Here is a 17,300-nt window from a genome sequence, read left to right on the forward strand (position 1 = left end):
ATGGGCTTCGAACAACTGGCAACCTTGAAGGCCGAATTGGCCGCACAGGCCGAGGAGGCCAAGCGCACGGCACGCGCCCAGGCGCCCCGCCGCACCACCCCCTCCGCGACTGCAGCGACTCCGGTCGACCCCGTGGTGCGGACCATTGGCAAGCTGCAACAGCGCTTCCCGCTGGCGTTCCCCAAGAACCCGGCGCCCAAGGTGCCACTCAGGATCGGCATCTTTGCCGATCTGCAGGCCCAGGCGCCGGATCTGAGCGAAGCCGAACTGCGCGACGCGCTGCGAACCTGGTGCCGGGGCGCCCGCTACTGGGCCTGCCTGACCGAGGGCGCGCCGCGCGTGGACCTCGCCGGCCAAGCCGCCGGGCACGTCACGGCCGCCGAGGCGAGCCGGGGACAACAGCTGCGCGTCGGCCGCCCGAAACAAGACGCCGCGCGGCTGAAGAAACACCCACCGCGTTGAACGGCCGCCGTCGTGCCGAGCACCGTGCGGATTTATACAAAATCTTGTATAGTTGCAACTGTAAGAAAAGGGATGCCGAATGACTGCGACGAAGCCCGTCGAGTTTCGCGGCAGCGCCTTGGATGACTTGCGCGCGTTTCCGGAAAGCGCGCGGCGCGAGGCGGGCTACCAGCTCGATCGGCTCCAGCATGGGCTCACGCCCGACGACTGGAAGCCGATGCCGACGGTGGGCGCGGGCGTGCAGGAGATCCGCATCCAGGACGCCGCCGGCGCCTTCCGGGTCATCTATGTGGCCAAATTGGCGGACGCGGTCTATGTGCTGCATTGCTTCCAGAAGAAGACGCAGAAGACCGCCAAAGGCGATCTGGAGTTGGCCGCCAAGCGCTACCGCGACCTGATGAAACAAGGAGGCTGAATCATGACAACACAACGGTTCGCCAGTGTCTGGGAGGCCATCGAGGACACGCCCGTGCAGGCCGAAAACATGAAGCTGCGCTCGTCCCTCCTCATGGCGCTCAAACGCCACCTCGAGGCGGCGGGCCTCAGCCAAGCCCAAGCGGCCGTGCTGCTGGGGGTGACGCAGCCGCGTGTGTCGGACCTGATGCGCGGCAAGATCAATCTGTTCGGGCTCGATGCGCTCGTCAACATGGCGAGCGCGGCGGGCTTGCACGTCGAATTGCGGGTCTTGGAAGCCGCCTAAGCGGTGCGCCTGGCTCAGCACAACCAAACCGCCTGATTTGGGCATTGATTGCCATGACCACCCGCTGGCTGGCCTGCCCCACCTGCGACCGCCTGTGCGACCACACCCGGTCCACGGCAGATACCGCCCTTCCCTACGCCACCGCGTCCACCTGGATCTGCACGCGCTGTGGCACGGCCCACCTCGTGGCCGACCTGCACAGCGACCAGGCCGCACGCGAGCAGCTCGAAGCGGTGTACGGGCAGCAACGCCTGTTCGACTAAGCGCGCGGCGCACACCCCGCCCCGTCTCCTCCCGCTGCATCGGCGTCCTTGGCGCGGTCCAACGCGTTCAGATGCGCACGCAGGGTCACGCTCTGGGCCGCATCGGCAATCACGCCCGCCGGCTGGGTCGCGCTGTACGCCCACAAGGCATCCAGGCACGCGAGCGCTGCCTGCACCCCCGCTTCCGTCACCGCTCCCGTGTGGATGTCCAGGGCGGCGCAGCGCAAGGGCTCGACATCGGGGCACTGGGGGTCACGCATGCGCAGGACGGCAAAGACCTCCGCATACGCGCGCAGGGTCGCCGGCACCTCGTAGGCCCGGCGGTGCGTGGGCGACACGTAGATCCACGCCCCCTGCTCCGTCGCATGCAGCTCACCGCCGCGGGCCACGTGTTCGAGGATGGCCCGCAAGGGGCCAAAGGAATTTTCGAGCCGCCACGGCTGCGTGCGCAGCGGCGTGGACGTGCTGGAGGCTTTGGGGCGGTACGGCTTGCGCGGGGGACGACTGCGACCCATGCAGAAAACTCCTAGTTGAGGGCGAGGCTGACCGGCAAGGAGTGGCGCCCGAAGGCCCGTTCGACCTCGGCAGTGGCCAGACGCAGGTCGCCGCTGCGCAGCCGTTCGATCCACGGTTCGGTTTCCGTCAGCGGCCCCGTCGCGCTGCGGCCGGCTTCTACCACCTCGACAAAGCGGGCGCGCTGGTCGATCACGTAGAGCTTGGTCTGCGTGCGGTTGGTCAGCGTCGTGCCAGCAAAGCGCTGGCGGAACAGCTTGGCGCGGCGCTTGACGCGTTGCTCTTCGGCCGCGCGTTGCTGGCGCCGGCGTTCATCGGCGGCCGCGACCGAGAAGTCAGTGGGGCCGCAGGCGAGGGCGGCCAGGTAGGCGAACAGCTTGCCGCCCTTCAGGTCCTGCAGATAACCGGCCACCACCGTCACGATGTCGGACAGACGCTTGCCGTGTTGTTTGGCCTGGCCCATCAGCTTGAAAACACCCGCCCGCGACAACCCTTGGCCAGTGAGCCAGGCCAGATCTTGGGGTAGGGCTCCGACCAGGGTGGGGCGTTGATTCTTTGAGAGAGTGGGTTCAGTTAACGTATGGCCGTCTGACATTTTGTCGTGCGGTGGCGTGTGGATAACGTCCTCTGGCACGTCGATCAGGCCCACCAGTTCACAGGCTTTGCGGGTCAGACGCACACGTGCCACGGCAAAGCGGCCGCTGCGGCTTTTACGCTCCTGGGGCAGGACTTCGATGAGTTCGAGTTGGCGGAGCGTGGCAAGGTGGCGATAGACCGTGCGTTGGTCAGCGCCAATGCGCTCGGCAATCACATCCTTGTGGGCAAAGATCGGTGCAAAGGGCTCGTTTTGGGGAACGAAGCGGCACAGTTCCGCGAGGGTCGCACGGGCGGCCCGAGGGACGCCGGTCACGTGCTTTGCAGAGTCATAAGCGCGCAGGATGCGGTTGGGTAAATTGCGGCGTTTGGGGGGCGCGAGGGTAGGGACGCGGTCAGCGAGCCCATGCTCGTCGAATGAGGTTTTTCGAGGGCGAAAGACTTCCTCGCCTGCAACCGAGCGTTGCGCGATAGACATAGCCACGTATCCATTTCGAAAAATGGTCAGACATCGCTTGACGTGGTTGCCTTATCCGCTACACTCCGAAGTGTCGATGCTCTTCCGGTTCCAGCCGGGGAGTGTAGCGGGCGAGGTTCCAGCCAAGCCCAATTTGCAAAAGCCTTCGGTTCCAGCCGAAGGCTTTTGTCTTTCCGGGTCTACTTAATTCATATTCAAGGCCTGAAAACACAAGACCTGGTGTTGATTCGTAATACCAAGTCGTTGATTTTTAAGGAATTATTTCTCTTTCTCGGCGACAACTGCTTCTGCCCGTCGTTCGAGCAGTGCTTTCAGCTCGTCCTGCACGGCCTTTGCTTCTTGTTCGTTGCTGAACTCCAGGCGTACAACATTCCGAGCGGTCCGTAAGTCGCAATACACCGTCCGGCCCGCACGGATCTTGAAGCCAGAAGCCCTCACGGTTGGTTTGGCTTTCTGCGGTTCTTGGCTCGCAAGCCTCACAGCCTGAGTTTGGTCGAGCTCCCCTTTCGCAAGACGCTGGACTGCCTCGACCACTTGGTTTGCGCGCCCCTTACGGGTCAGTGCTGACAGGTCCGCTCCTGCGTTCGCACCGAGCAAAGCTGGTATCTCGTCAAGCAAGTCGAGAACGGCTGGCGGGAGGTGCTCAAACGCCATGAGCGCTGATACAACTGAAGCCGGTGTCCCCGACTGCTCGGCCATCCTAGCCTGGGTGATGCCAGGAAACCGCTTCTGGATGTCACGGAAGCCGAGGTACTTCTCATAGTCCGTGAGGTCGGACTGGAGCAAGTTGGCGTAGAACGCGCCTAACGAAGCCTCCTCCTCCGTGACGTTCTCAAGCACGCAACGGATTGAATCTCGTCCCAGCTCCCGATAAACATCGCACCGGTGATGACCGGAAACAATCTCGAACCCCCCTTCTGCGCGAGGGCGAACAACCACGGGGTGGATCAACTTGTTGTTGCGGAGGTTCTCACGCAGTTCGACGAATTTCTCCGCAGGCATATGCCGGCGCCGGCCGGGAACCTCATGCAGCTCGGACAGTGGAATCTCCGCAGCCCCGCCGGCCTTCCTCGCCTCTTCCAACTCAGCAGTCAATTGTGCGATGCGCACTTCCGCCGAGTTGATGCGGTTTTGCGCATCCATCAGCCGCCCGGGCGAAGTTTTCGCCTCGGACGTACTGGGTTGACCTATTGGCCTAGGCTTGGCTTCGACGTTGGCCGTCTTCGCAAGCAACTTATCACCAATGCCCATTTAGACTCCTTCTTGCGACCAAGCCCGGACGAACTGAGCATCCAAGTGCTCAGCGAGCCGATCGAGCGGGTCCTTGTATCGATGGTACGCGGCAGCGCTGCCGTCAGGTTTCGACAGGTCGTAGACCGTTGAGAGCTGGGCTGACGCTCCTTTGGGGACCGTCGAATCGGGAATCTCAAACGGAAGCACGCGGTCACCGTATGCCTTTTGCAACCAGCCCTTCACCACGCGCGAGACGTCATCACTCTTTGATTTGGTGAGTACCACATTCACAAAATCGAACCGCTTGGAATCGGCTACGCCAGGAAGCTTCTTTGCAATGTCCGAGAACAGATGCCAAAACTGCGTTGAGCTCGCAAAGTCGAGGCCTTCCGGCGGACAAGGGAGTAGAATCGCATCGGACGCCAGTAGGGCGTTGATGGTCAAATAGCTGAGTGCGGGTGGCGTATCGATGACCACCACGTCGTAAGAATCCAGCAGAGGGCGCAGGCCCGCATTCATGATGTCCCAGAATGCGAAGGTGCTATCCCTAAGGACCTTTGCGGGAATTTCGAACTCAGCATCGAACAGTGAGGACGACGCAGGTACCAGATCCAGATTGTGCCAGTAGGTACTTTGCACCGCATAACTCAGGTCGGCCTGATCACCATAGATCAATGGTAATAGTGTCTGCTCGTCCGTAATTTCCGCATCTGGAGCCCATCCGCACAATTGAGTCGTAGTTCCCTGCGGATCGCAGTCAATGACGAGGACTCGCCGACCGAGGAGAGTCAGTGCTTGTGCTGCCGACACGGCGGTAGTGGTTTTCGCCACCCCCCCTTTGAAATTAGCAACCGTGAGAACCCGCCCACGTGCATGGGCAGGGCGGTGCATGCGCGTCGTGGTACTCCTGACCCAGGTGATCGCTTCCTCTAGCGTGAACTCCTTGCTTCGGCCGCTGCCTCGCGACTTGCCTGCTGGTAGATCACCTTTCGTAGTAAGGTATTGGAGGCGCTGCTTGTCGAGCCCACACAGTGACGCGACTTGAGCACTGGTAAAGGTGGGCGGATGCTTGCGAGGGTACGGCTCGAGCATTGCATCCCGGATCTGAGCCAAAATATCAGTTGCCTGAGCAGCTACACCCAATAAGGTATCAATGGACACCGACTGGTCAACCTCTGGCAGTCGAGTACTGATCAAGGCGTTTGTGTTCACGGCTCAGGCCCCGGTATCTGGTGGATTCTTCGGTTTTCGCAAAAATGCGCGCTGACCGAAGAATACGGGGCCTCCTCGTTAACTTCAAGTAAACTCTGAAGAATCCCAGGGGCGCACACCCAACTGCGGGGCAGGACGCCGCAGCTCCTACCCCCGCAGCGGGAAGCGTGCACATTTGCTGGTTGCCTTTCGTCGATGAGTTACAAGCGGCATCGAAGCGAGGGGACGGCTATCCCTCAGTAGACAAAGTTGTCAGGTGCCCGTTGATCGCACTGATAACCTCTTGTGCCGCACGCGGTAGAGGGCGGTTTTCTTTGACCAGAACACGGGCATACTGGTTTTCCGTGAGTGGATGAGCGATGGGTACGGCGACCAGTTGGCCTGCGTCTACTTCTTTTCGAATCGAAAAATCGGTGACAAACGCCACGCCACCGGCATGTTGCGCATAGGCGCGCAACGCCATCAGGGTGTTTGCATTGAAGCTCGGCCTGAGCATCAAGTTTTCCGCTTTGGCGATAGTGCGAATCAACAGGCCCAGACCGTACGTCTGCGGCATGATGCCAACCGGATAGCTGAGGGCGGTTGCGAGCGAGACAGGTCTTGCGCTTTGTGCAAGCGGATGGTCTGGATGCACTGCGGCCACGATGTGGTGGACGGCACTTGCAAGGAACTCAACGCCCTGTGTCGTGGGCGGGTTATAGGCCAAGCCGATGTGCGCGTCATTGGATAACACGTCGCCGATAATCTCGGCGGTGGCCCGCATATTCAAGACGATTTCAACGCCGGGGTATTTCTTCGCGAAGTCAGCCAGCACGTCTTCGATCAGCGTATCGATCAAACCTTCGCTCAAAGAGATCAGAAGGTTGCCGGTGTGCAAGCGCTTGAGTTGATTGACTCCATCGAGCAGCTTCTCGTGGGAAGCCTCCACGCTGCGCGCGTACTCGAGCAGGTAGGGCACCGCATCCGTCGGCATCAGTCCGGTGGCAGCTCGATCGAAGAGTCGTTCGCCGATCATCTCTTCAAGTTCGGTCAAATACCGACTCACCAGCGTTCGGCTCAGAGCTAACTGATCTGCCGCTTTGCGGACCGATTGGTGTTCGAGCAATGCTTGGAAAACGCGCATCTTGGCGCGCGTGATGTCGTACATGCGGTCTCCCTCGGATAACGTGGTCCTCTTTTTTATTGTTATCGGGTCTCGCAGGTGGCTTCATCCCCCGATGGAGTGAAATTAAGGTGTCCACATTTTTAGGCCACCCCGTCCACAAAATCGCGGACACCTACAGTATGTGTTTCGTGTAGAGTCCCGCCACGTTTCGCATAATGGCAGGGCGGTCGATGGTAGCAAACGCAACAGAGCATGTGTTGGGCAGCCGAGAAAATGAGGCGGCCGTGTACCGCCGGCTGAACCGGCGGGTCTTGCCGTTCTTGGCGGTCTGCTACCTGTTTGCGTACCTGGATCGCATTAACATCGGCTTCGCCAAGCTGCAGATGCAAAGTGACCTCGCGCTGAGTGACGCCGCCTATGGCCTTGGCGCTGGCGTCTTCTTCTTGGGGTACGTGCTGTTCGAGGTGCCGAGCAACCTGTTGCTCGCCAAGATTGGCGCTCGTCGCACGCTCAGCCGCATTCTGCTGCTTTGGGGTATCACGTCAGCGGCCATGCTGTTCGTCACCAATGTGGGGACGTTCTACTCGCTGCGCTTCCTGCTTGGTGCCTTCGAAGCTGGCTTCGCGCCAGGCATGATCTATTACCTATCCCAATGGTATCCGGGCGCTCGGGTGGCGCGTGCCATGGCGATCGTGCTATGTGCCGCACCGATCGGTGGTGCCATCGGCGCTCCCGTGTCGACCTGGATCATGGCGCATCTGGCAGGCACCAGCGGGCTCGCCGGGTGGCAATGGATGTTTCTGCTCGAAGGAGCCCCTTCCATTCTTCTCGGGGTAGCGGCGTATTTCTATCTGGTCGACAAGCCTGCCGACGCGACTTGGTTGACCGAGGCGCAGAAGGCCTTCATCGCAAGCCTGGTCGAACGATCCAACACCGGTCGGTCCGAGTCGTTCGCCAAAGCGCTCACCGATCCAAACATGTACGTGTTGGCGGCTGCCTATTTCTGCCTCATCTGTGGCTTGTACGCCGTCAGCTTTTGGTTGCCCACCATCCTCAAGTCCGCTGGGCTCACCGACTTGTTGAAGATCGGCCTGTACTCGGCGGTGCCATACCTGGTGTCAATCGTGGCCATGTACGCGCTCGGCCAGAGTTCCGATCGACGTGGTGAACGTCGGTGGCATAGCGCGGTCACAGCGATGCTGGGCGCAGGCTTCCTGGCCGCCGCTGCCTATTCGACATCATTCCCTGCTGCGTTGGCTAGCATCACGCTTGCCACGGCGGCTGTCTTTGCGTCGTACACCGTTTTTTGGGCCATTCCGCAAGAACATCTGAAGGGCACCGCTGCTGCGGGGGGCATCGCCTTCATCAATTCGATTGGTCTGTTTGGCGGATTCTTCAGCCCGACCATCGTCGGCTGGACGAAAGCCGCGACGGGTTCGCTGCAGGCTGGTTTGCTGGTGATCGCTACGTTGCTGGTCATTGGCGCAATCCTGCTGGCGGTCCGCCGCAGTGCAGCGGCTTCGAAACTGGTGACGCTATGAAGATTCTCGTTGCAGGTTTCCATCACGAGACCAACACCTTCGCACCGTCCCGTGCGACCTACGACATGTTTGTCCACGGGGATGGGTGGCCGGCAATGAAGCGGGGTAGCGATGTGCTGTCGTTGCGTAGCGCAAATGTACCCATTGCGGGTTTTCTCGCGGCCATGGAGGCCTCCGGACACGAGCTGGTGCCGGTGCTGTGGGCGGCCGCGAATCCGTCAGGGCCTGTCACAGAGGAAGCGTTCGAGCGGATCGCGAGCGAGATCGTAGCGGGAGCTCTGCTGCCGAACTTGGACGCCATCTACCTCGACTTGCATGGCGCGATGGTGACCGAGCACTGCGACGATGGAGAGGGAGAACTGCTGGCCAGACTGCGCGCAGCGACAGGCACCAATGTGCTGATTGTTGCGTCGCTCGATCTGCATGCCAACGTGACCGCGCAAATGCAAAAGAGTGCGGACGGGCTCGTTGCGTATCGAACCTATCCTCACGTGGACATGGCCACCACAGGTATGCGAGCAGCACAGCTACTCAAAGATCTGATGTCGGCCAAGGCGCCGGTTGCCAAAGCGTGCCGGCGCCTGCCGTTCCTGATTCCGATCAACGGCATGTGCACGAGTGAAGAACCTGCGCGCGGTGTCTACATGCGGTTGGCACAGGCGGAAACGGGCGGTGTGCTCTCACTCTCGTTTGCGCCTGGCTTTCCCGCAGCCGACTTCCCGGAGTGCGGGCCGACCGTTTGGGGCTATGGCGTAGATGCGGCAGAACTCGACAACGCTGTTCAAGCGCTGTACCGAGACATCCTCGATAGGGAGCAACAGTGGGGAACCACGTTCCTGTCGCCCGATGAAGCCGTGCTTGCCGCAATGCAGATTGCAGGGCCCGCGCAAAATCCGGTAGTGATCGCGGATACGCAAGACAATCCCGGCGCGGGCGGCGACTCAAATACGACGGGCATGCTGGCTGCCCTTGTGAGGCACAACGCTAGGCGGGCCGCAATTGGTCTCATCTACGATCCTCAAGCCGCACAGGCAGCCCATGCCGCAGGGCTTGGAGCGCAGATCCGACTTGCGATTGGAGCGGATTCTGGTGAGCCCTTTGAGGGGACATTCACGGTGGAGAGTTTGTCCAACGGCGAGTGCGTCTTTGACGGTCCGATGATGAACGGCCTGCAATTGCACCTGGGCCTGTCGGCCTGCCTACGCATTGGCGATGTCCATGTCGCAGTGTCGTCCGCACGTGCGCAGATGATGGATCGGAATCAGTACCGCATGGTGGGCATTCAGCCCGAGCTGATGAAGATTCTGGTGAACAAGTCCTCGGTACATTTCCGGGCAGATTTCGAGCCGATTGCCGAGGCGGTGCTGGTGGCCAAGGCGCCAGGTGTTGCGCTGGCCGATCCCGGCGAGCTTCCATGGACACGGCTGGCGCCTGGAATGCGCGTGCGACCGGGTGTGTAGAAACAAAGCGAAATAGAACGCTCGCCGGCGCGGTCATGCCGCCGCCGTCGTATAGCGCCGTTCGCAACGAATAGACACGGGGAAGGCGGAATTTTCCGCAAGCGTCTGGCGCTGATGAAGCGCGAAAACGGGCAACCGCACGAGCCAACAAATGAAGCGTCGGCCGTGTTTCTAAAATAGCCCGAACTGGGGGAATTACGCGCTTCGTCGCGCCAAACACGAGCGGGTTGCCATGGGCAACTTCAAGTTCGTTCGGCGTCGGCGGGCGGCATTGTGTGTACCACCAGTACTGCGTATGTCATGCTAACCAACGCCATTGAACGCTGCATTGTCGCTGCAGAAGATGTTCATTCTATTGCCGACTTCAAAGCTTGGGTCCGCCATGATGTTGGCCTTGTCTTGAGACACGAGTGCTTGGCATGTGGGCACGGGCGGATCACGTCTGCCGGGGTTTCCATGGACCACGTCGTCCTGGTCGATTACCCAATCGCGCATCTGCGGGCGATCGAGAATTCCGCCGGGGGCATCGATACCCCGTTAATGCGTCGATGGCTGGCTACGCACCGGCCGGTCTACTTCGATACGCACGCCCCGTGGCCTGGCATCGATACTGCCTGGCTCGCCAAATTCACGAAGCATGACCTGCGCAACGCTGCAGCCGACGCGGTCTTTGACGAGAAGAACTTTGTCGGCACCTATTTCAGCTTCCACCGGTTGCCAGAGATTGATCCCCCAGCACTGGATGCGACTCTGCATGACTTGACACCGGTCCTCCATGCAGCACTTGTACGAGCAATCTCCAATGCCGAGCAGCAGTGGATTCTTGCCGCACGAGGCCTTTCGGACATGACAGAGAAGGAGCGCGAAATTGCGGAATGGATCGGGAAGGGTAAGAGCAATGCGGAGATCTCTGCGTTGATGGGCACAACAGAGAGCACGGTCAAGCATCACCTGAGCCGGATCATGGACAAGATGGGCTGCTCGAATCGGGCCGGAGTTGCTGTGTTTGCGTCCCGATGGTTCGCGTCGCCGCTAAGCCTCGGGACGAAAGTGCTATAGCAAGAGTTGGGTGGCGGCCGATATGCTCGACGCTCTTTAGTCAGCGGATTGCAAGGACAACAACGACAGCTCGCGTGTCGGTTTGCCGTGTCAGGGAATTCTGGTGCACTAGCTGTGTGTTCCCGGCCGCAGGCAGAGAGGTTCCGATGGAACTCATTACGGAGTGACCTGACCGGATTGTGTCAGAGGGCTGAGCGATAAAATCGTTCTGAAATCAAAATAATCGTTTTGATTTCACGGTCGCGAAAACGGTGTATGATTTGCTCAATGCAGCGACGAAAGTCCCGTTCTGCGGTCCAGGCCATGGAAAATACGCCTGTGCAACTGGCAGAGGGGATATGTACTTCACATTTAGGGAACTGGCGGCTGTGGCGCTTACCGGCTCGAACAACTACTTCCTGAACCTTCAAAAGGACGAGGGGAAGTGGATCATCGCCGTCAGCGTACTTGATGCCGACAAGAGAGCAACGAAGCAGTACCAGGTGCAGACAAATCGGGGCAAGACCAAGACTTGGCGGTACCTAGAGGATGCACTGCTGTTCGTGAATGAGTATTGCGAGAACTGCCAGAACTTGTCGATCGCGATTGAAGGCAAGGTCTGGGGACTGAAGGCAGAAGGAGAGGACCGAGCGGTCCAATCGTAAAAGCGGCCGGCACCAGTGTTACGAGCACCGATGCCAGCCTGACCATCGTAAAACCCGTGAGAGGCTCAAATGGCTGCGCCCATTATAGCGTTTGCTCGCCTTGTGAAAACGTGTGTGCGTAAGTGAGGTCACATGGTTGACTTCAATGCGCTCGCGCAGCAGTGCGCTCCCGGCGTCCATCCGACGACGCTGCAGGCCGTTGTCCGCACGGAATCCGGCTTCAACCCCTACGCGATCGGTGTCGTCGGCGGCCATCTGACTCGCCAGCCGAAAACGCGCGCAGAGGCGGTTGCAACCGCCAAGGCCCTGGCCGCCCAGGGTCTGAACTTCAGTATGGGCTTGGGCCAGGTCAACAAGGCCCACCTGCCACGCCTTGGCCTGAGCTACGAAACGGTTTTTGACGCCTGCGCAAACCTGCAGGCCGGCGCTCACATCCTCCAGGAATGCTATCAGCGCGCTCACGCGCAACTCGGCCCTGATCGCGCGTTGAACGCGACCATCAGCTGCTACTACAGCGGCAATTTCAATCGCGGCTTTCAGGTGGAACGCGCGGGCACGAGCTACGTGCAACGCGTGGCCGCCAATGCGACCACAGCTAATCCGCCTGTCGATGTAGTCCCGGCCATTCCCGTTGTGTTGGATCGGGCCGCCCCCCGCGCGCCCAGTGCCCCAACGCCTGTTCGCTCCGCTCGACAGGCGAAAAGCGCCGCGCCCGAAGCAACCACCGCGACAGCACAAGACCAAGACGAGCGCGCCAGAGCGCGCGCGAAGTGGGACGCCTTTGGCGATTTCCGCCCGCAGTGAATTCCCCCCGGATTCAAACCAGCCGCATCGTCGGCATTCCCGTAGGAGAACGCAGTTGAAATCCCTCCCTAAAATTCCCCTGACCCTGGCGGCCCTGTTTGCAGGTTTGTTGTGCTGTGCACCGGCGTTTGCCGGTGGACTGGACTCCGGCACGCAAGCTGGGAACACCTTCAAGATCTGGTTCTACAGCTTCTGCGGCATCTGCGCCGTCATCTACCTCCTTTGGGTGGGTCTGGAGCTTTGGAGCGACAAAGCGCGATGGGCCGATTTCGGCCTGGCAATCGGCAAGGTGGCCGCGGTCGGCGCGGTCGTCATCATCGCGCCGTGGGCCTGGAACCTCTTCGTCGGTTGAGCCATGACGGAGAAGCCGAAGTACTCCGCATACGCAGGCTTGGGCAGGGTCGCGATGTACTGGGGCGTCCCATTGATCCCGCTGCTGATCGTGGTCGGCGCGTTCGTTTTTCTGGCGTTGTTCGCCGCTGCCTTCATGGGCCCGGGTGGGCTGCTCTTTGGCGCCCTGGCGGTCCCCATCCTGCTGTTCCTGCGCAAGACGTGCGAGACCGACGACCAGGCACTGCGCATCCTCTGGCTCGAAGTGCTCTGCGTGCTCCGCCGGCGCTCCTGGCGCATGTTCGGCCGCACTTTGACCCTGGCGCCGATCCGCTACGGCCAACACCTCAGCGTTTATCGCCGGCCCTTCCGCAAGGCGCCCGCCGAGCGCGCTCAATAAGGATTCCACCATGCAAGCACGATTGACCAGCGACTTTGGCAAGGTGCCGCCGATCGAGGCGTGGCTGCCGCGCATCGAGATGCCCATCACGCGCCGCGTCACCCACTACGAAGACGGCCGGATGATGCTCTGCATGCGCTTGACGGGCATCCCGTTCGAGTCGGCCAGCGACGCGCTGCTCACCAACCTGTTCGATAACCTGAGCGGCTTCTACGCGGGCATCGGCCGCGATCACGGCAACCGCCTTTCGATGTGGGCCACGTTCAAGCGCCGCAAAGTGTCGTTCCGCCAGGCCTATCAATTCCAGTCGCAGTTCCTGCAGGACTTCACGTACAAGTATCTGCAGCGCTTTCACAACGGCAACTACTTCGAGAACGCGTTCTACCTGTCGCTGCTGCTCAAGTACGACGATTTCGATGACGGCCTCAAGGCGATTGAGCAACTGGGCGACGAAGCCTTCAAGTCCCTTCGCGACTACGACCCTGAGTATCTGGAGACGAACCAGCGCAATGGCCTGCCGTTCTCCGAGCCGTATCGCTTCATCGGTGAGCTGGTCAACGGCACAGACCTCGCCGTGCCGATCACGGCCGGTCCCGGATACGAAACGATCCCGGATTCGTGGTTGCACTTCGGCTATGACCTGCTCGTCATCCGCACCGACACCGCCGAGAAGTTTGCCACCTGCTACGACCTGAAGGATTTTCCCAAGAGCGGGTGGGGTCAGTTGAACCCATTGCTCACGCTCGATGCCGAGTTCACCATCACCCAGTCGTTCGGCTGCTTGACGGCTGCCGGCGCCGACAAGGCCATCGAGGGCCAGATCAACAAGCTGGAATCGGTCGGCGACAAGGCGCAGCACCAGATTGCCGAGCTTCGACATGCCCAGGCTCTGATCAGTGCCGGCGAACTGGCATTCGGCCAATACCACGGCGCGCTAGTGGTCTACGGCGACACGGCCAAGGAAGCCATCGACCGCGGCGAGCTGGTCAAGGTGCGTGCCAAGGGCGAGTGCGGTGTCGGTTGGGTGCGGGCCACTGCGTCCGCACCGTACACGTACTTCAGCCAGGTGCCGGGCGCCAAGATCCTGCCGCGTCCGATGCTCAAGAGCTCGCGCAACCTCGCATCGACGTTCTCGGTTCACGACTACTCGGCCGGTAAATCCAAAGGTAACCCGATCGGCGATGGCAGCGCCGTCATGCCGCTGCAGACGGTCTCGAAGAAGCTGTACAGCTTCAACTACCACGCCACGCGCGACGACGAGTTCAACATCGGCGAGAAGATCGCCGGCCACACCGTCATCCACGGTGCCACCGGTGTGGGCAAGACGGCCCTGCAGCTGGCCATCGCGTCGTTCTTCATGCGCTTCGATCCGATGGTGTTCGGCCTGGACTACGGCGGCGGCATGAAGATCTTCTTCAAGATGCTGCGCGGCACATATATCTCACTGCAGCGCGGTGTGGCGACCGGGCTGGCGCCATTCGAGCTGCCGGACACGGGATACAACCGCCAGTTTCTGTACGACCTGGTCAACATCTGCGCACGCGATGCCGACGGGAAGCTCACCGCTGAAGAGAAGAAGCAAATCAAGGATGCCGTCGACACCGTGATGGCCCTGGAGGATCTGTCGCAGCGCACTTTCAGCCGCCTGCTCGAATCCATTCCGAACATGGGCGGCGACAGCCTGTATGTGCGTCTCGGCCAGTGGTGCCATGCCGAAGACGGTCCGCTTGCTTGGATGTTCGACAACCCGCCGCAGTCATTGGTCGATGTCACTGACGAGCGCCACGTGTGTTTCGACGTGACCGAATTCCTGGTCGACAACTACGCACCGTCGGAGCCGTTGTTTGCCTATCTCTTCCACCTCAAGGCGCTGATGCAGCAGGAGGGTGGCTTGATGATGTCCATCATCGAGGAGTACTGGGCGCCGATCAAGTTCAAGCGCACGCGCGAAGAGATGGCCAAGACGCTCAGTGCGGGGCGCAAGGAAGGCGAATTCCTGGTGCTGGTGTCGCAGCAGCCGGAGCAGGGGATGGCGAGTGAGATCTGGCCGCAAATCCGTAGCCAGACGGCCACCAAGATCTTCTTGCCCGATCCGGAAGCGGAATACAGCAGCTATCAGCGTACCAACATGACGCCCAAGGAGTTCGCGGAGTTCAAGCGCCTCTCCAAGACCTCGCGCACGTGCCTGATCAAGCAGAGCAACCAGTCTGCCTTTGCGACGCTCGACCTGTATGGGTTCCAGGACGAGATGGTGGTGCTCTCCGGCAACAAGGAGAACAACAAGCTGCTCGACGAGGTGATCGCAGAGGTGGGTGATGACCCCGACGTGTGGCTGCCGATCCTGCAGGACCGGGTGTTCGAGGCCACCACCCGCAAGAAGCTGATAGCCGAATGCGGCAACGACGCGTCGATTTGGAAACCGAAGCTCGACGAGGCCATGCAAGCGCGCCGGAGATTGCGCCCGAGCGCAAACGAATCCATGCATCGCCAACTTGCCTGAGCACGGGTCGCGCGGACAGCGCCGCCCGGCAATAAGAGCAAGAGGCTTCCGGGGGGAAAGGGCATATCGCCCGCACTACAAACCGGAGAAGCAAGAATGGAAATTCAGCAGTGCAACGGGGTGCTCGCGCGGCACGGGGGGTTGCTCACCCAGGTGTTGCCGTGGTTGTCGCGCCCAAAAAAGCCGATTCACCCAAAGGCCAGGCGTGCGCTGATCGCCCTGGCGGGTGCGATGTACCTGTCCACAGCCAATGCGACGGGTATCCCTGTGCTGGATGTGTCGAATCTTGGTCAAGCAGTGTTGATGGTGCAGAACCTCAAAGCCCAGATCGACCAGCTCAAGAGCGAGTACGAAGCACTGACCGGTAATCGCGGCTTAGGGACGATCCTCAATGATCCGCGCCTGCGCAGCTATCTGCCTGACCAATGGCAGGCCGTGTATGACCATGTCAAGAGCGGCAATTTGCAAGGCATCTCGAACGCGGCCTTGCAGATTGCCGCATCGGAGGGGCTAACCGGCGCGTCGACGGCCGGGCAGCAGCGCTACTACGACGTGATCGCAGCCAACAAGGCGATGGCCATGCAGGCCTACAACGCGACGCTCGCGCGTCTGAACAACATCCAGGCGTTGATGCAGCAGTCGAACCTGACCCAAGACCCGGCAGCCAAGGCAGACCTGCAGAACCGGTGGTCCGCTGAATACACGATGGTGCAGAACGAGCAGACCCGACTGAACCTGATGTCGCAACTACAACAGAGCGAACTGCGCCTAGCGGAAGAGCAGCGCGAGCGTGAAGCGAAACGTGAGTTCCTGGGAGGTGTGCAATGAAGCGAATTCTGATGCTTGTTCTCGTTGGTGCGGCGTTCCTTGCAGGCTGTCAGCAACAGTCTTGGGATGAAAAGAAGGAAGAAGCCGCCAAGGCGGAATTCCTGGGCAAGAAGAAGTGACGCTCGTCCACCGCCTGGTTAGTCGCATACCGCAGTAGGGAGGCGCAATGGAAGATCCATCTTCGTGGAAGATCCAAATCTTCACCAAGATGTTTGCCAGGTTTGATCAGAACCTGCTGAACGTCATCAACTCGGGCTCGGCCAAGATCATCACGCTGATCACACCGCTGATGGCAACGGGGTTCGCCATCTACGTGATGCTGGTGATGGTCTCGTATTGGCGAGGCCACAGCCACGAACCAGTGCCGGACTTCATCCAGCGCATGGCGGGCTGGGCGGTGGTGCTCACGCTTGGCATGAACATTGGCTACTACAGCCAGTATGTCGTGCCGTTTTTCAATGGCCTGGGCGATGACATCGCTCGTGCGTTGACGGGAACGCAGGACACAGGCGCCGCTATGGACACGCTGGCGACGACGTATGTGAGATCCATGTGGTTCATCCTGGAAAAGGCCCATGGTCCGGAGAGCATTTTGAATGCGGTGGTGTTCGTCTTCCTGACGTTCCTGCTGGGGCTCCCATTCATGGGCCTGTCCGCTGCTTACATCATCCTCGCGCGGTTCGCACTTGGGTTGTTGCTGGCGATTGGACCGATGTTCATCTCAGCCGCGTTGTTTCCGGCCACGCGACGCTTCTGTGAATCGTGGATTGGCCAGTGTTTGAGTTACGGAATTCTCGTTGCCTTGATGGCAGCCGCGGGAATGATCCAGATCGCCTTCGCCTCTTCGATCGCCCCTGACAAAGCGAATCTGGCCTCGCTCGTGGAGATCTCGTTGATGGGGGTGGCGTTCTTTGTGATCACGCTCAACTTGCCCGGTCTCGCGTCTCAACTCACGGGTGGGGTCGGCATCTCCAGCATGGTCGGCAAGATCAGCCAGGCAGCGCGGATCATGAAAGCGATCCAAGGCGGCTTGAAGGGCTCTGGCGGTAAAGGCGGCAGCGGTGGCGGCTCGATGGAAGGCACGTCGGGCTCCTAACCAAACTCCACGACTGACTCTTCCATGAGAACACTCATCGTCATCTCGCTGGCGGCGGTTTTGGCCGCCTGCAGCAGC

20 protein-coding genes are annotated in these 17,300 nt (G+C 60.5%); 15 read left to right on the forward strand and 5 right to left on the reverse strand.

Annotation, left to right across the window (positions count from 1 at the left end; genetic code table 11):
- The 4 genes from ACN9M1_RS27330 (at position 1) to ACN9M1_RS27345 (ending at position 1,425) form a co-directional block, all read left to right on the forward strand.
- Positions 1-462, forward strand: coding sequence for a ProQ/FinO family protein (locus ACN9M1_RS27330; protein ID WP_045204934.1), 462 nt, complete (start codon positions 1-3; stop codon positions 460-462).
- A 79-nt stretch (positions 463-541) separates the two neighbouring features.
- A complete protein-coding gene (locus ACN9M1_RS27335; protein ID WP_045204933.1) occupies positions 542-877 on the forward strand; it encodes a type II toxin-antitoxin system RelE/ParE family toxin in 336 nt (111 codons plus the stop codon).
- Positions 878-880: 3 nt separating this feature from the next.
- Positions 881-1,162 carry a helix-turn-helix domain-containing protein gene (locus ACN9M1_RS27340; protein ID WP_045204932.1) on the forward strand — a complete coding sequence of 94 codons (282 nt, stop codon included), beginning with the start codon at positions 881-883 and terminating at the stop codon, positions 1,160-1,162.
- 53 nt (positions 1,163-1,215) lie between these two features.
- Entirely contained in the window at positions 1,216-1,425 is a 210-nt protein-coding gene (locus ACN9M1_RS27345; protein ID WP_426400995.1) for a hypothetical protein, read from the forward strand.
- Here ACN9M1_RS27345 and ACN9M1_RS27350 read toward each other — a convergent pair.
- The 5 genes from ACN9M1_RS27350 to ACN9M1_RS27370 all read right to left on the reverse strand — a co-directional run bounded on the left by ACN9M1_RS27350 (position 1,422) and on the right by ACN9M1_RS27370 (position 6,602).
- Positions 1,422-1,940 carry a hypothetical protein gene (locus ACN9M1_RS27350; RefSeq protein ID WP_426400996.1) on the reverse strand — a complete coding sequence of 173 codons (519 nt, stop codon included), beginning with the start codon at positions 1,938-1,940 and terminating at the stop codon, positions 1,422-1,424. The two genes, ACN9M1_RS27345 and ACN9M1_RS27350, sit on opposite strands and share 4 nt — an antisense overlap.
- Before the next feature lie 11 nt (positions 1,941-1,951).
- The gene (locus tag ACN9M1_RS27355; RefSeq protein WP_426400997.1) at positions 1,952-2,848 is read right to left on the reverse strand and encodes a hypothetical protein; all 897 of its coding nucleotides are present in this window, start codon (positions 2,846-2,848) and stop codon (positions 1,952-1,954) included.
- A 420-nt stretch (positions 2,849-3,268) separates the two neighbouring features.
- The gene (locus tag ACN9M1_RS27360; RefSeq protein WP_045204926.1) at positions 3,269-4,261 is read right to left on the reverse strand and encodes a ParB/RepB/Spo0J family partition protein; all 993 of its coding nucleotides are present in this window, start codon (positions 4,259-4,261) and stop codon (positions 3,269-3,271) included.
- Positions 4,262-5,440 carry a ParA family protein gene (locus ACN9M1_RS27365; RefSeq protein WP_045204985.1) on the reverse strand — a complete coding sequence of 393 codons (1,179 nt, stop codon included), beginning with the start codon at positions 5,438-5,440 and terminating at the stop codon, positions 4,262-4,264. It abuts the gene before it with no gap.
- 244 nt (positions 5,441-5,684) lie between these two features.
- Positions 5,685-6,602, reverse strand: a complete 918-nt coding sequence (locus ACN9M1_RS27370) for a LysR family transcriptional regulator (RefSeq protein WP_426400998.1) — start codon at positions 6,600-6,602, stop codon at positions 5,685-5,687.
- 188 nt (positions 6,603-6,790) lie between these two features.
- On the opposite strand from ACN9M1_RS27370, the gene ACN9M1_RS27375 reads away from it, so the two are divergent.
- From ACN9M1_RS27375 to ACN9M1_RS27425, 11 genes are all read left to right on the forward strand, one after another.
- Positions 6,791-8,101: an MFS transporter gene (locus ACN9M1_RS27375; RefSeq protein ID WP_426401000.1), complete on the forward strand. Its 1,311-nt coding sequence runs from the start codon at positions 6,791-6,793 to the stop codon at positions 8,099-8,101.
- Complete coding sequence (locus ACN9M1_RS27380) at positions 8,098-9,561, forward strand: M81 family metallopeptidase (protein ID WP_045204923.1); 1,464 nt, start codon at positions 8,098-8,100, stop codon at positions 9,559-9,561. The genes ACN9M1_RS27375 and ACN9M1_RS27380 overlap by 4 nt, the downstream gene beginning before the upstream one ends.
- Positions 9,562-9,861: 300 nt before the next feature.
- The gene (locus ACN9M1_RS27385; RefSeq protein WP_045204922.1) at positions 9,862-10,620 is read left to right on the forward strand and encodes a helix-turn-helix transcriptional regulator; all 759 of its coding nucleotides are present in this window, start codon (positions 9,862-9,864) and stop codon (positions 10,618-10,620) included.
- A 338-nt stretch (positions 10,621-10,958) separates the two neighbouring features.
- On the forward strand, positions 10,959-11,264 hold the full coding sequence (locus ACN9M1_RS27390; protein ID WP_045204921.1) for a hypothetical protein: 306 nt from the start codon (positions 10,959-10,961) through the stop codon (positions 11,262-11,264).
- A 132-nt stretch (positions 11,265-11,396) separates the two neighbouring features.
- Positions 11,397-12,068 (forward strand): lytic transglycosylase domain-containing protein, encoded by a 672-nt coding sequence (locus tag ACN9M1_RS27395; protein WP_426401001.1) that lies wholly within the window; start codon positions 11,397-11,399, stop codon positions 12,066-12,068.
- A gap of 55 nt (positions 12,069-12,123) precedes the next feature.
- Entirely contained in the window at positions 12,124-12,420 is a 297-nt protein-coding gene (locus tag ACN9M1_RS27400) for a hypothetical protein (protein ID WP_426401002.1), read from the forward strand.
- Positions 12,421-12,423: 3 nt separating this feature from the next.
- Entirely contained in the window at positions 12,424-12,798 is a 375-nt protein-coding gene (locus ACN9M1_RS27405) for a VirB3 family type IV secretion system protein (RefSeq protein WP_045204919.1), read from the forward strand.
- A gap of 10 nt (positions 12,799-12,808) precedes the next feature.
- Complete coding sequence (locus ACN9M1_RS27410) at positions 12,809-15,298, forward strand: transporter (RefSeq protein ID WP_426401003.1); 2,490 nt, start codon at positions 12,809-12,811, stop codon at positions 15,296-15,298.
- A gap of 96 nt (positions 15,299-15,394) precedes the next feature.
- Complete coding sequence (gene virB5, locus ACN9M1_RS27415; RefSeq protein ID WP_082076095.1) at positions 15,395-16,126, forward strand: P-type DNA transfer protein VirB5; 732 nt, start codon at positions 15,395-15,397, stop codon at positions 16,124-16,126.
- Positions 16,123-16,245 (forward strand): hypothetical protein, encoded by a 123-nt coding sequence (locus ACN9M1_RS27420; protein ID WP_426401005.1) that lies wholly within the window; start codon positions 16,123-16,125, stop codon positions 16,243-16,245. The genes virB5 and ACN9M1_RS27420 overlap by 4 nt, the downstream gene beginning before the upstream one ends.
- Positions 16,246-16,292: 47 nt before the next feature.
- The gene (locus tag ACN9M1_RS27425) at positions 16,293-17,222 is read left to right on the forward strand and encodes a type IV secretion system protein (protein ID WP_045204917.1); all 930 of its coding nucleotides are present in this window, start codon (positions 16,293-16,295) and stop codon (positions 17,220-17,222) included.
- The last annotated feature ends 78 nt before the right edge of the window (positions 17,223-17,300 follow it).

This window comes from Ralstonia sp. R-29 (assembly GCF_049913345.1).
In the GTDB taxonomy this organism is placed as follows: Bacteria; Pseudomonadota; Gammaproteobacteria; order Burkholderiales; family Burkholderiaceae; genus Ralstonia.